Raw genomic sequence first — 13,074 nt, forward strand, 5'->3', positions numbered from 1 at the left:
AGTGTCCGTCCCTCGGCGTAGGCTCCGCTACATGGAACCCAACTCTGTTCGCGCGAGCCTTGCCGCCTTTGTCGCTTGGCGAAAGGCCAGGCTGGTAGGGGACGAGAAGGGCGAAGCCGCACTGTTCCTTGAGCGACTGTTTCAAGCATTCGGCCACCCAGGCATCCGCGAGGTTGGTGCAGTCCTGGAGGCAAGGATTAAGCGCTCAGACCACCGCGGCATATCGTTTGCCGATCTGATCTGGAAGCCGCGATGCCTGGTCGAGATGAAGAAGGCAGGTACGGACCTCTCCCGGCACTATAGGCAAGCATTCCAGTACTGGCTAGAGGCTGTTCCCAACAGGCCGCGCTACGTTGTACTTTGCAACTTCGACGAGTTCTGGATCTATGACTTCGACCAGCAACTCGACGAACCTGTCGAGCGCATCTCGATTGAAGACCTACCGGAACGATACGACGCGCTTGCATTCATGCTGCCGGTCGAACAGGAACCTATCCTCAGAAATGACCTCGTCGCCGTCACCCGCGACGCAGCCGCACAAGTATCTGGGGTATTCCGCCACCTCCACGCCCGCGGCATAGGCAGAAACACGGCCCAACATTTCGTGCTCCAATCCGTCGTAGCGATGTTTGCCGAGGACATTGGACTACTACCCGGAAGGTACTTTACGCGGGCGATCGAAGATGCACACCGCGCGGCCGACACCTATGACCTGCTCGGTGCGCTCTTCCGAGAGATGAATACGCCGGGGCGCACGACGGGAGGCCGATACAAGGGAACGCCCTACTTCAACGGTGGGCTCTTCAAGAACATCGAACCGATTGAATTGGTCGATGCCGAACTGTCCGCCCTACGCCAAGCATCCGCCACCAACTGGGCGGCAGTACGGCCCGAGATATTCGGAACCCTCTTCGAGGCCTCGATGGATCAAGGAGAACGGCACGCCTACGGAGCGCACTTCACATCGCAGGCAGACATCGCGAAGGTCGTCCTTCCCACCATCGTCAAGCCATGGACCGAGAAGATCTCCGAAACCAGATCGATCAAGGACCTGGAACGTCTGCGACTAGCAATGGGCGCATTCCGTGTGCTCGATCCTGCGTGCGGTTCTGGCAATTTCTTGTACGTCGCCTATCGCGAAATGAGGCGCCTGGAGAACGAGGTCAAACTTCTCATCGAGGACAGGAGGCGATCTATGGAACTGGCGGACCAAAGGTCACTCTCCTACGTTACGCCTGATCACTTCTTGGGGATGGACAACAACCCCTTCGCGGTCGAAGTCGCCAAGGTAACCATGATGCTCGCGAAGAAGCTCGCCGCCGACGAGCTCGACGAGCATGAAGATGTTCTTCCCCTAGACAATCTCGACGACTCCATCCGACGCGACGACGCCCTATTCGCGCCATGGCCCAAGGCAGACGTAATCATTGGTAACCCGCCGTACCTTGGCCGACGGAAGATGATCGACGAGCTTGGCCTTACCTATACCCAACGGTTGGCCCGTCAGCACCCGCGTATCGGTGGTGTATCCGACTTCGTATGCTATTGGTTCCCACTCGCGCACGACGCTTTGTCCGAAGGCGGTCGCGCCGGCCTGGTAGCTACGCAGGCCATACGCGACGCAAGTTCAAGAGCAGTATCCCTGGACTACGTCACCGCCCACGAGGGGGTCATCTACGATGCCGTGTCCTCCCAGCCCTGGTCCGGCGACGCCGTCGTGCATGTCTCGATTGTTAACTGGATCAAGGGTGAACGCCATGCGCCCCAGGAACGCATCCTTTGGCTCGACAACGGCGAGTTGAGGTTGCCTGTTGACCATATCCCTGCGTCCCTACGCCCCAGCACCGATGTTGCGCGAGCAATTCCCCTGCGCATTAACCAGAAGCCGAAGGTTTGCTTTCAAGGTCAGACGACGGGAAATGTCACGGGCTTTAGACTCACTCGCGACCAAGCGAGGATGCTCATAGCCAAGGATCCCGGGTCCCACGAAGTCATTCATCCAACGGTTGGCGGGGACTCGTTGATCAAGGAATTGGCGCTAGCCGACTACGTCATTGATATCCCCGCCACTGATCAACTCCAAGCGACTGCCGCCTATCCCGCAGCGATAGCGCACCTCAGGGAGCAAGTCCTTCCCAAGAGGCAAGAGGCAGCCATCAAGGAGGCTAATCGAAACGCGGAGGCACGGATCGCCAACCCGCAAGCGAATGTGAATGAACATCATGCGAAATTCCTGTCGAACTGGTGGCGCCATGCCTATCGCCGGGACGATCTGATCAGAGCTATCACTCGACTGCCCAGGTATCTCGCCCTCACTATAGTCGCGGCCGAAGGCCGCCGATCCATCTACCAGTTTGTGGACTCTTCGATACGGCCAGACGCATCCCTGCAAGTCTTCGCCTTCGACGACGACTATTCGTTCGGGGTTCTCTCATCCAACCTTCATCGAATGTGGTTCGACGAAAGGTGCTCGAAGCTCAAGCGTGATCCGAGATACACACCGACTACCGTCTGGAATACATTCCCCTGGCCTACCGAGCCGACAGCCAACCAGGTTGATGATATCGCTAGGCTCTCAGCTGAGATCATTGCTCTTCGGCAGGACTACCTCAACCGAGGGCTCACGCTTGCGCAACAGTACAACACTCTGCGCGAGCCTGGACGGTCCGAGCTACGACAACTTCACGATGCCCTCGATCGAAGCGTGTTGGACGCTTACGGATTCAATCCAAATGAGGATCTGCTGGCGCAGGTCCTGGCATTAAATCTAGCTATAGCCGAGAGTCCTGAGAACGGACGACAGCCTGGCGGTACCAACTTTTCACAGGCATATAAGTCGACCTATCGATTGACCGTAGACCAGCCTCTCTAGCAACTGCTCGCCACATCGTCATGGTCTCAAGGCAGCCAGAGCACAGAAGCCATCCGTGGATAGTTTCGGCTGGTGCCCGACGGCTGATGCGCAGCGCATCCCACCACCTTAATGTGGAAACGGCGGTGCTGCATGTAGCCTGCAGGATGACTCCGTGGCCGGCAGGAAGCCCGGCGTCGGGGAGCTGGAAGCGCTAAGGTCCGACCAGCGGCCGCTTCCTCTGCTCCGGTGCGGCGAACCTACTTGCTCCACTAGGTTGTTCAGATGACAGACGATCGAGGCACATCACACCGCTCGCGGGCTGGAGCCGGGCGACCTGCTGACCGGGGCTTCCGCTCACTCTACTTCGGCTTAGCGGCCGCCGAAAATGAAGTGGCAAAGGACCCCGAACGCTTTCGTAGGACATATTTCGACCGCTGGAGCCTTGCCGAAAAAGTTGCCGATCACGAGCGGTTCTTAATTCTTGGTCCAAAGGGAGCTGGCAAGAGCGCCGCCGCCGCGTTCGTATCGCTAAAGTGGGAGGCGCAACTCGGAGAGCCTTCAATTTTTGCTAAGCACGTTGACTTTGACGAGCTAAATCGTACGCAGAGCCCTCTCACTTCGTTGGATCACAAACTTGTGAGTGGCGAGATGAACAGCATGACGGATGCTGCTTGGAAACTCTTCTTGTCGGTCCGTCTCCTTGAATCCCTTCTTTCAGATCCGGCGAGCTCGATTAGCCGCGATCCACAGGCGATTCGACTCCTCAGCGACCTGCAGGAAGCGGGCCTAGCATCGGATGACTATCCGAAAGTTTTGCGTCGGGTCCGCGAGCGTAGGGCACTCATTCGTGTACCCTTTGGCGAGTTCGGCAGGTCGTCGAGCGACACCGAAACGCTGAGTCCGGGCCAGGTCGGCGATGCCGTCCTGCGCCTTATCCTTCAAGCGACGACGCCGAATCGGCATCTCTTAGCGATCGATGGATTAGACAAGGCCATTTCGGAGAACCCGGCATACTGGCAAACGTTGGCGGCTCTCGTCCGGGTTGCCGACACCCTCCGGCGGGAGGCGTCAAAGATTTCGCAGTGCCATATCTACGTAATGGTGATGTGCCGAAGCGACGTATTCCGGCACACGCAGTTCGCCGACGCGCCAAAAATAGCGGCAGATGGAGCAGTGCACATCGAGTGGCATGCGGAGGCGGCCGATCCGCGCGAAGTGCTGCTATGGGAGTATTTGGCGCGGAAGGCGGAGGTAGATGCAGATTTCCTCCTCGCATGCCTTCCTCGGTCCGTACGGGTCGGCAAGCAAGGTGGAGCTGTGGAGGCGCTTCGATACGTGTTGGAGTTCACGCGTTACACGCCTCGCGATATATCCCAACTATTCAATACGCTACAGGAGGTCGCCGGCGGCCATCAATTGTCCGGCCGCTTCGTTAGGGCGGCTGCCGATCGATTTGCAAGCAATCATTTTCTATCCGAGTTGATTGCTGAGGCTGTCGGCTTGCTACCTTCGAGGGTGGTCGCCAGTCTCGATGGGGTGCTCGGTTCTCTGCCCGCGCGCAAGTTTGATCTCAATGACCTTGAGGCTGGGATAAACGAGGAGGGCTTGGCGGACGTTATATCCGCTAGAGAGTTGGGTGAGTACCTCTTCTTGCAGGGCGCGATTGGGAACTATGACCAGAGCTCGGGATATGTCCAATTTTATCACCGGCGCGATACATATAAGTTCAAGCGGCGAGGATCGTATATCCTCCACAACGCTGTGGTCTATGCGCTAAATGTTCCTTGGAATACGCGCCAACTGGGCGACTGATCCCGCGGTTCCTGACTGATCCAGCTATGCACCCCGGGACTTAGCACAAGAAGTGCGCCCAACCCCGACGCCGACCTCACCGCCGGCACCCCGACCGACCGTTGCTCAATCCCCCACAGAACGTCGTCGATCACGACAGCCTGACACGCGGCCGGCCATCAACAGCGCTGACACTCCAGCCATCATGCTTCGCCCGCGACAGGGCGAGAGGCCACTTCGTCTGCGGGCATTCCTTCCGTCTGCCGGATAGACCTCTTTGAGATCAAGAGCGGCGCTTCGCGCCGCCACCGCCCCGTCGCTGCTTGGGTGTTGCCACTTCGGGCATGCGGCGCTGGCGCGCCGGTCCCTGCGCCGCAACACCCAAGCGGCACGCGTCGGCCTCTTGCGAAGCACCCCGGGCTTGAGCGTCACCACCGGCACCGCTCTCTGCGCAGCCATCCTTATGACCTCTGCTCCGCGCCTCAACAGCGCCTACGGCGTCACTTCGTGATCGGCTCCGCCGCCTATTGACCCACTCCGCGCCGGCCAACAGGCGGCAGCTACGAGAACGACGCCTCAGTCTGATCGCTTGAGGAACCTTAACCAGTGGAACAAATAGGCTCTTGGGCAAGGAAATCTATGAACACTCGATGCACAAATCGACCTACGAAAACTTGGTGCCTTTCACCAAAGTTAGGTGTCCGAGGCTTCGTGGCGCGTCTTCGCCGCTTCCGTCCACTGGGATAACTGCCAAGCCGGCCAGAACACCTTCGAGATCTTGGAGCGGTACTCGCAGCTCTGAAGCGAGGCGCCTCAATCTCCAACCGTCTTCTCTTGCGAGAGCCAGGACTCTTTGTAAGAGAGTGGACATCTCCCTATCGATACCACCCGGCTCAGACGATCTAAAACCACGCGAACTTAGATCGACCATCCACGTTCGATACTGCCAATCATTAATCGAACCGAGCTGATGTAGACGGCGCACCATTGCCGTCGCAGAAACCTTCCAGTGTCGCTTGAGCGTAAAGACGTCATCCAACGTCGGGCGCGCCCTTATCTGCGCCAAGATGCCATCAGTTGGTATCAAGAACGTGCTCGCGAAGATGTTCGCCGCCGCCTCATACGTTCGCTCGCCTCGGGTTCGGACCCCGTAGTGCATGACAAGATGACCAAGTTCGTGCGCGAGATCGAACCGCAACCTTTCAGCCGATTTCCCCAAGTCGAGGAACACAATCGGTCTGCCCTCGCGCCAGAATGAAAATGCGTCAATATCGACCGATGATCCAGGTAGCGCCAGGATGCGCACTCCGCGGCTCTCCAGCAATGCCATCATGTCGACAATTGGGCGCGCGCTAAGTCCCCAAATGCTCCGAAGCGAATATGCAGACTGTACGGGATCTGGCTCCCCTTCACACTCGACAGGAAGCAGATCCCCGATCTTTGGTATATCCACACTCGGAGTCTCATAGTGTTCATCCATCCAACTGAAAACCCCGCGCGTAATGGACGCCAGCGCCAGAACGCTCTTGCTACGCCTCGCGGACAGAGCCGAATATGCACGGAAGCTAGCATCGTCTTCAGTAACTTCCGCCAGATCGTCGCCGAAGAAGAAGCTCTCGGGAAAGGCCAGCGCGGCGGAGATTGCATCGACGCGTGGCTCCTCAACCTTTCCGCTTTCCCAATCAGTAACGGCACGCCGGCTTACACCACACGCCCTTGCCAACGCCTCTTTGGTGATCCCCCTCAACTCACGGGCAAGGCGAAGGCGCTGGGGATTGAACGAATCCTTAGGCCTTGCGGCCGACACGGACGATCGCTCCCTCATCAGGCTCTTGATCCGAAGGGATCGGCGTCACTGCGCCCACCATCGGCTGTGGCGGCAGCAAGATCCGCTCGCCCCACTGACTAACGCGGCGATGAAGACCCAGGTCCATCGGGCTCGATATCTCTGAGTAGAGCACATCGTCGCGCCCGTGCATTAGGAAGAACCAAGTCTCCGCAAGCTCCGCATCTTGAATGTCCTCAGGCCTGAGGCCACTGATGTCAAGGGCCAACTGAGCCCGGTTGTGCTCTACGCGCTTGTGCGACACGGGACCGCGCGGCCTATTTGTACGAGGATGTCTGAACCCGTGAACTCCGGTGAAGACGTCACCACCGACGACAGCAATATCAACATTGAGCTGGGGGTTGTGACTCGTCTCGTACCCAAGGCTACGGTCAATCTCCCAACCCGTTTGAAGGGAGAGCAACTGTTGCCTGAGTGCCGCGATCGTCTCGCCCCAGACGACCTGGCCGTGGTAAGTCAGCGGGTGAACGGGCAGAAGCTGGCGACGCCTCTCGTGCCCCCTCAGCGCTGCTCTGGCAAAAGCCTCCGAACGAGCTCGACACAGCTGCCAGAGGCGAGCCTCCGCGGCTTCGCCCTCGTAGATGATCGTCTCGTACAGATTCGATCTCTGTGGCTCGGCCACTGACCCTCCACCCCTTAGGCAACTTCCCGAAAACGTACCACATGTGTGGTCCGCTTTCGGGAAGTTGGGATGCTCGGCGTCGAACGTTGTTCGTACCACTCGCGGGCGAGCTGGGGCCAGTGACACCCAGCCCGATGCGATGCGTCCCCAAGAGCGATCGATCGTTCAAGGTACCTCCACGACCTCGTACGCGACGGTGGTCAACGGACGGTGATGCTGTGACCGGGGAAGTCGGCCACGATGCGGATGCGGCCGCCGAGTGCGGCGACGTAGCGGCTGATCGTGTCGACCTCGGTGCGGGTCAGGTCGCCGCGCTCGATCTCACTGACGCGCTTCTGGCTGACGCCCATGTCGCGGGCGACGTCGGTCTGGGTGCGGTGCTGTTCGCGCCGGATCTCCGCCAGGCGGTACGCGGCCTCCTCCGCCTCCAGCTCGGCGCGTGCCCGGGCAACCGCCGCCTCGTCGAGGTTCAGCGTCGCGCGGGTCTCGGTCCACGTCGGCCAGCGCGCGGTGTTGGTCGTGGCCTCGATCTCCTGAGTCATCTCGCCCCCTATGCCTTGCCCTCGTCGAGTATGGTCAGCCACTCGTCGTATCGGTCGTCTGCGAGCGGGATGGACGCCTTGTACCAGCGCTCCCACTCGCCTCGCTTGTCGCCGGCCACCAGGAGGATGGCGGCACGTCGTGGATCGAACACGAACAAGATCCGTACCGTGCGCGCACGCAGCTCCTTCATGTTGTGGTGCCGGCTGCCCTTGATGCTGTCCACCGTCGGCCGACCCAGCGCCGGCCCATCCTCGGCCAGGCGGTCAAGGGCTGCGGCAACAGTCACCGCCGTCGTTCCAGTCAGGCCCTCCAACCACTTGGCCACGTCAGGGTGTTCGTGAATCACCCAGGCACCCATCAATATACCTCACAACTTCTAGTAGGCAGGCGGTATCTCACGTCAGTCCACGGTCATCGCCAAGCCATCCGTACGAGGACCGCTCACGGCGGCCGGCTCGTCGCTCGTCCCGGCATCCGGGAATCTGAGGCAACGAACCGGCCACCGTCACGGAGCCGCTAGCGATCAATCGCGCCGTTCACGCGTTCCGCCCAGCTCGGTCGCTCGCTCAGCCGCTTCGGTCAGCGCCGCCGCGATGTCGGGAACGGACGCGGCGGCGAACAGGAAGCCGGACGTCGACGCCCACGGGGTGGTCACCGTCAGCTCGACACACACCGACGCCCGCGGTTGGACCCGCTGCGCGAGGTTCACGCCAACGAGGCCGCCACCGCGGACCCCTCCGGGCACCGACGCCATGTACTTGCGGTGCACGGCGTGGGTTCCGGTCTCGTCGCACCACTTCACCGAGCACGCCGCATCGCGGTCCTCGACGGCCCTCACGGCTGACGCTCCTGCTCAGCGACGTACAGCTGTCGCACGTCCTCCAGCGAGGACCGCAGCTCCGCCAGCCCGTCCGCCAGCTCCGGCACCCCGGAGAAGGTCTCTGCGTGCTGCTCGACCAAGCCGACGGTGTGTTCCAGCGTCTCCATGTGGACCTCGACCGCGAGTGCCCGGCCGGCACGGCGATCCAGCCGGCCGCGGAACCCAATGACGAGTCCGCCCCAGCGGCGGTACAGCCGGTCCAACCGCTCGATGATCTGCTCGTCGGTCATGCCCGGCAGATACGCCCGAGCATCCGTCAGGATCGTCGGGGTCCAGCCGGCCCGCTGAACGATGGTGCCAATGCGGTGCAACTCGTCGGCCAGCTGGTGCGCGTCGGCCGCGGTGAGCCCGAAGTGCGCGTACTCCTCGCTACCCTCCGGGCGGATCGTCACATCGATAGTCGGGCCTTCCTCATCGTGGAAGGCAACGATCTCGCCGACGTCGGGATGCACGAACGGTGCCCGGGTGATGATCTCTCGCTTCTTCGGCTTCGGTACGGTGACCATGGGTCTCTCCCTGGTGTCTTCAGGTTGGGATCAAGTCCCCGGTCCGGTGTTCACGCACCGGCCGGGGGCGACTAACTGATGAGGCAGATCCCGCCTCCAGGTGGACCGCGAGCCGTCCGTCCCCGTCTCAGTTTCCGTCTCATTCGGGCCCGTTCAGACCCGTCCATAGCACAGGCAGGTGCTACCCATCGTCTGCAGGTCGGACGGTTCTGGATCCAGGAAAACGCCTGGTCACGGGCTTGGAAAGCGTGTTGGGAGCAATCCCTCAGGGGTTCGAATCCCCTATCCTCCGCCAGCTCGGCCCCACCAGGGCAGACGCACCGACCGGTCCCCGCCGGGGCCGGGACGGTGCCGCTCCTGGTCGCGCGACGGCGGGCTCGATCGATCCCGTCCGTCCCGTGGAGGCCTTCCGCCTGGCCGCTTCAGGCCAGGAACGTCCGCACCACCTCGGCCGTCTCGGGGGCGGGGATCGTGTGGTCCGCGCCGCCGGGGACGGTGAGGTAGCGGGCGTCGGCCAGGCGGGACGGGAGCGCCTCGGCCGCCCGCCGCAGCACCGGCCAGGTCTGCGCGCCGGTCAGGACGAGCACCGGAACCTGGAGCGCGCGCATCGACGGCGTCGGCTGGTCGTACGGCGGCGCGGTGACGGTCGCGTCGTAGATGACGGTGGGGGCGATGGCCTCCAGTTGGGGGAAGAACGGCGACTGCCGAATCCCGGCCACCATGTCCGGCGGCAGCCCGATGCCCTCCAACTGGAACGTCGTGACGGCGTCCGCGCGGCGCCCGGCCGCGATCAGCGCCGCCAGCCGCGACGGCAGGTCGGCGGGCCGCCGGTCGTCGGAACTGAGGGCGAACGGCGCCTCGTACATGACGAGCGCCGTCACGGGGAGGCCGCGCGAGGCGGCCAGCAGGGCGAGGTTCGCACCGGACGAGAAGCCGAACACGGCCGCCGAACCGCCGACCACGGCGAGGACGGCGGCGAGGTCCTCGATCTCCCGGTCGACGGCGTAGGGGGCGGTGTCGCCGCTGTCGCCGCGGCCGCGCCGGTCGTAGCAGACGACGGTGTGGGACGGCGCCAGGGCTGCGGCCACCGGGGCGAGCGTGTGCCGGTCGTTGAACGCGCCGGACACGAAGACGACCGGCGGGCCGGAGCCGGAGCGGTCGTAGGCGATCGTGGTGCCGTCGGCGGAGGTGGTGGTCAACATGGGGAGCTCCTCGAAGTTGGTATCGACCGGTCGACCCCACGACGAACGAGATGGCGCACGATGGACACCATGAGCACGCCGATTCGTTATCTGCTCCTGATCAGCGCCGAGGAGCAGCTCGAGCCGGACATCGTGGACGACGACGGCATGCGCCGGTTCCACGCGTGGATGGCCGATCTGGAGAGGCGCGGGGTACTGCGGGCACACGAGGGCCTGTACCCGAGCCGGGCGGCGACGACCGTACGGGTGCGCGACGGCGACGTGCTGCGGACGGACGGGCCGTTCATGGAGACGAAGGACCAGATCGGCGGCTTCGCACTGATCGAGTGCGCCGGCCTGGACGAGGCGGTCGAGATCGCCGCCGGCCACCCCGCCGCCCGGTTCGGACAGGTCGAGATCCGCCCGGTCCGATGAACGACGCCGACCTGTCGGTACCCGCCCATAGGGTGGGCACCCTCCCTGGAGGGGCGGGGCATGCCGACGTCGGCGTAGACGTCGGCGACGGCGAGGTCGGTGCCGCGGTCGCCGCGGCGTTCCGGGACGAGTGGGGCCGCGTCGTCGCGACGCTGATCGCGGGCACGGGCGACTGGGACCTCGCCGAGGAGGCGGCGGCCGACGCGTTCGCCGCCGCGCTGGAGACCTGGCCGCGCGACGGCCTCCCGGACCGGCCCGGCGCATGGCTGACCACGGCCGCCCGCCGCCGGGCGCTGGACCGGCTGCGGCGGGCGAAGGCCGGGGACGCCAAGCTGCGGCTGCTCGCGGCGACGGCGGACGAGCCGCCCGGCGACCAGGGCGACCAAGGCAGCCACCCGCCGGACGACCGGCTGCGCCTGCTCTACACGTGCTGCCATCCGGCGCTGGCGTTCGAGGCGCAGGTCGCGCTGTCGCTGCGCGCGCTGACCGGCCTCACGACGGCGGAGATCGCGAGGGCGTTCCTCGTCCCCGAGGCGACGATGGCCAAGCGGCTGGTCCGGGCGAAGCACAAGATCCGCGCCGCCGCGATCCCCTACCGCGTGCCGCCGCCGGAGCAGCTGCCCGAACGGACGACAGCCGTCCTCGGTGTCGTGTACCTGCTGTTCAACGAGGGCTACGGCGCTACCAGCGGCGACGGCCTGATGCGACCGGAGCTCACCCGCGAGGCGCTGCGGCTCGCCGCGCTGGTGACCGAGCTGCTGTCCGACGAGCCGGAGGCGCTGGGCCTGCTCGCGCTGCTCCGCCTGCACGACGCCCGCGCTGCGACACGCACGGGCCCGGGCGGCGAGCTGGTGCCGCTGGAGGAGCAGGACCGCGACCGCTGGGACCGCGCGGCGGCCGCGGACGCCGTCGGGCTGCTCCAGCGGTCGCTCGCACACGAGCAGCCCGGCCCGTACCAGCTGCAGGCGCTGATCGCGGCCTGTCACGCCGTCGCCGTCCGGGCCGAGGACACCGACTGGCGGCGGATCGTCCGGCTGTACGACCAACTGCTCGAGCACCAGCCGACGCCGGTGGTGCGGCTGAACCGGGCGGTCGCGGTCGCGATGGCGGATGGCCCGGCCGCCGGCCTCGCACAGGTCGAGGCCGTCGCCGCCGAGCTGGTCGGGTACCCGCTGCTCCCCGCGACCCGCGCCGACCTGCTCCGCCGGGCCGGCGACCACACGGCCGCCGCGACGCAGTATCGCGCGGCGCTCGCGGTGGCCGGCAACGACGGCGAGCGCCGCTACCTCGCCCGGCGGCTGGCCGAGCTGACCCCGTCCTGACCCCGTCCTGACCCCGGACGCCGCGAGAGGTCGCAAGGAAAGCCCTGGGAAAGCCGCTGCCGACACACTCCGGGCATCTGTCATCGACCGAGCTTGGAGCACGTCGACATGAGCACGCTACGTTCAACGATCCGCACCCGATCGCCGCGGTTTCGGACGCTGACCCGATGGGCCTACGCCGTCGCCGGCGCCGCCGCACTCACCACCGTCGTGCTGCCGGCCAATGCCGCGCCGAGCGGACCGAAGCCCGGCGACGTCGCCACCCGGGGCTGCTGGGAGCAACCCAATCCGGACGGCAAGTCCTGGACGGCGCAGACCTCCGGAGGATCCGTGACGTTCTACGAGCGCGACGAGCTCCTCCGAGTGTCGGACACCAGGTCCAACGGATGGCGCGTGGTGGCCCTGTTCACCTGGTGCGAGGGGCCCTACCTGTCCCAGGGCGTCTGGCGTGAGTCGCCCTCGACGTCCAGCGGCTGGCAGCATCGCGACAGCGGCCCGGACCAGGGCCCGATCGACACGAAGACGTACAACTACGATTTCACGGAGGGCCGCCGGGTCATCTTCCGGGCCTGTGAGAAGAAGATGTCCACCGGCCAGCTGCGCAACTGCTCGAACACCGTGGAGGCCTACTCCTGACCACCGCGAACCGTGAACGCGGCCAACGAGCTCTCGTCGGCCGCGTTCGCACGTGGTCCGGCATATGCCAGGCAAAACGACGCCCGCCGTTTAGACTGCGCTAGGTGATTTTCAAGCGCGTCGGAGACGGCAAGCCCTACCCCGAGCACGACACGGGTCTGCGGGCGTGGTCTGATCTTCCCCCGCGCCAGATCCGTCTGGACGAACTGGTCACCACCAAACGCACACTGAACCTCGAAACCCTGCTCGCCGACGACTCCACGTTCTACGGCGACCTCTTCGCCCACGTGGTCGAGTGGCGCGGCGAGCTGTACCTCGAGGACGGGCTGCACCGCGCGCTCCGTGCGGCGCTGCAACAGCGGCCGGTCATCCATGCCCGTGTCCTACTTCTCCCCGACACCAAGGCATGACCTGCGGAAACGGGAGCCTCACGGCTAGGCTGACCTGACCACACGACC

The 13,074-nt window shown here is 64.1% G+C and carries 13 protein-coding genes; 6 read left to right on the forward strand and 7 right to left on the reverse strand.

Annotated elements, in window-relative coordinates:
- Positions 1-31: 31 nt before the first annotated feature.
- Both DZA62_RS12495 and DZA62_RS35690 read left to right on the forward strand, forming a co-directional pair.
- A complete protein-coding gene (locus tag DZA62_RS12495; protein WP_116949234.1) occupies positions 32-2,872 on the forward strand; it encodes a DNA methyltransferase in 2,841 nt (946 codons plus the stop codon).
- 264 nt (positions 2,873-3,136) lie between these two features.
- Entirely contained in the window at positions 3,137-4,666 is a 1,530-nt protein-coding gene (locus tag DZA62_RS35690; protein WP_157987630.1) for a P-loop ATPase, Sll1717 family, read from the forward strand.
- A 643-nt stretch (positions 4,667-5,309) separates the two neighbouring features.
- Here DZA62_RS35690 and DZA62_RS12500 read toward each other — a convergent pair.
- The 7 genes from DZA62_RS12500 to DZA62_RS12530 all read right to left on the reverse strand — a co-directional run bounded on the left by DZA62_RS12500 (position 5,310) and on the right by DZA62_RS12530 (position 10,244).
- Positions 5,310-6,452, reverse strand: a complete 1,143-nt coding sequence (locus DZA62_RS12500; protein WP_198663689.1) for a helix-turn-helix domain-containing protein — start codon at positions 6,450-6,452, stop codon at positions 5,310-5,312.
- Positions 6,433-7,113 (reverse strand): hypothetical protein, encoded by a 681-nt coding sequence (locus tag DZA62_RS36330; RefSeq protein ID WP_116949236.1) that lies wholly within the window; start codon positions 7,111-7,113, stop codon positions 6,433-6,435. Before DZA62_RS36330 ends, DZA62_RS12500 begins: the two co-directional genes overlap by 20 nt.
- A gap of 200 nt (positions 7,114-7,313) precedes the next feature.
- Positions 7,314-7,655 (reverse strand): helix-turn-helix domain-containing protein, encoded by a 342-nt coding sequence (locus tag DZA62_RS12510; protein ID WP_116949237.1) that lies wholly within the window; start codon positions 7,653-7,655, stop codon positions 7,314-7,316.
- A gap of 8 nt (positions 7,656-7,663) precedes the next feature.
- Positions 7,664-8,014 carry a type II toxin-antitoxin system RelE/ParE family toxin gene (locus tag DZA62_RS12515; protein WP_116949238.1) on the reverse strand — a complete coding sequence of 117 codons (351 nt, stop codon included), beginning with the start codon at positions 8,012-8,014 and terminating at the stop codon, positions 7,664-7,666.
- A 165-nt stretch (positions 8,015-8,179) separates the two neighbouring features.
- Positions 8,180-8,494, reverse strand: coding sequence for a hypothetical protein (locus tag DZA62_RS12520; RefSeq protein ID WP_116949239.1), 315 nt, complete (start codon positions 8,492-8,494; stop codon positions 8,180-8,182).
- On the reverse strand, positions 8,491-8,988 hold the full coding sequence (locus DZA62_RS12525; protein ID WP_157987631.1) for a hypothetical protein: 498 nt from the start codon (positions 8,986-8,988) through the stop codon (positions 8,491-8,493). Before DZA62_RS12525 ends, DZA62_RS12520 begins: the two co-directional genes overlap by 4 nt.
- A gap of 476 nt (positions 8,989-9,464) precedes the next feature.
- Entirely contained in the window at positions 9,465-10,244 is a 780-nt protein-coding gene (locus tag DZA62_RS12530; RefSeq protein ID WP_116949241.1) for an alpha/beta fold hydrolase, read from the reverse strand.
- 81 nt (positions 10,245-10,325) lie between these two features.
- Between DZA62_RS12530 and DZA62_RS12535 the strand changes: the two genes are divergently transcribed.
- The 4 genes from DZA62_RS12535 to DZA62_RS12550 all read left to right on the forward strand — a co-directional run bounded on the left by DZA62_RS12535 (position 10,326) and on the right by DZA62_RS12550 (position 13,026).
- Entirely contained in the window at positions 10,326-10,658 is a 333-nt protein-coding gene (locus DZA62_RS12535; RefSeq protein WP_116949489.1) for a YciI family protein, read from the forward strand.
- Positions 10,655-11,980: an RNA polymerase sigma factor gene (locus tag DZA62_RS37210; protein ID WP_116949242.1), complete on the forward strand. Its 1,326-nt coding sequence runs from the start codon at positions 10,655-10,657 to the stop codon at positions 11,978-11,980. Before DZA62_RS12535 ends, DZA62_RS37210 begins: the two co-directional genes overlap by 4 nt.
- A 108-nt stretch (positions 11,981-12,088) precedes the next feature.
- Positions 12,089-12,616 (forward strand): hypothetical protein, encoded by a 528-nt coding sequence (locus DZA62_RS12545; protein ID WP_157987632.1) that lies wholly within the window; start codon positions 12,089-12,091, stop codon positions 12,614-12,616.
- 104 nt (positions 12,617-12,720) lie between these two features.
- Positions 12,721-13,026, forward strand: a complete 306-nt coding sequence (locus tag DZA62_RS12550) for a type II toxin-antitoxin system VapB family antitoxin (RefSeq protein WP_116949244.1) — start codon at positions 12,721-12,723, stop codon at positions 13,024-13,026.
- The last annotated feature ends 48 nt before the right edge of the window (positions 13,027-13,074 follow it).

The sequence above is a fragment of the Jiangella endophytica genome, from assembly GCF_003427025.1.
GTDB classification, from domain to species: domain Bacteria; phylum Actinomycetota; class Actinomycetes; order Jiangellales; family Jiangellaceae; genus Jiangella; species Jiangella endophytica.